Here is a 492-nt window from a genome sequence, read left to right on the forward strand (position 1 = left end):
TCTGACCACTTTGAGTGGTCTGACGAGTGATTTCACCCGTTTAAAAGATTTTGTCATCATAAACAACATGTTCAGCTTCATATTCTAATTTCTCAAAATTGATCTGGAGCAATTCTTTTGATAATACAACATCACAAATCCCGTCAGTGGGATTCGTGTATTCTTTAAAGGAAGAATAAGGCCATTTCTCAAATCCTTTAACCAACCCTGCCTTTAGAGGGTTTTGGTGAATGTAATGAAAACAAATCTCAGCCAAATAAGTGGTATTCTTATCGGATAGGTTTTTGGCTTTTGCCTTTTGCTGGAATAGTGATCCTTTCCAACCAAAGCGCTTATTTATTGCTCTTGTATATGAACTTTGAATTGTTCCTATTTTTCTAGGTAAATCATTGAGACTGTGCGACTCGTCAATCGTCTGACCACTTTGAGTGGTCTGACGATTACTGTGAGTAGATATCAATAAATGGTAATGGTCAGGCATTAGACAGTAAG

At 37.0% G+C, this 492-nt stretch carries 1 protein-coding gene; it reads right to left on the reverse strand.

The window, feature by feature from the left end; translation table 11 throughout:
* Nucleotides 1-40: 40 nt before the first annotated feature.
* Nucleotides 41-492 (reverse strand): transposase (locus E1176_RS20080; RefSeq protein ID WP_185152460.1); only part of this gene is annotated, 452 nt, incomplete at its 5' end.

Origin of the sequence: Fulvivirga aurantia (genome assembly GCF_009711475.1) — a bacterium.
In the GTDB taxonomy this organism is placed as follows: domain Bacteria; phylum Bacteroidota; class Bacteroidia; order Cytophagales; family Cyclobacteriaceae; genus Fulvivirga; species Fulvivirga aurantia.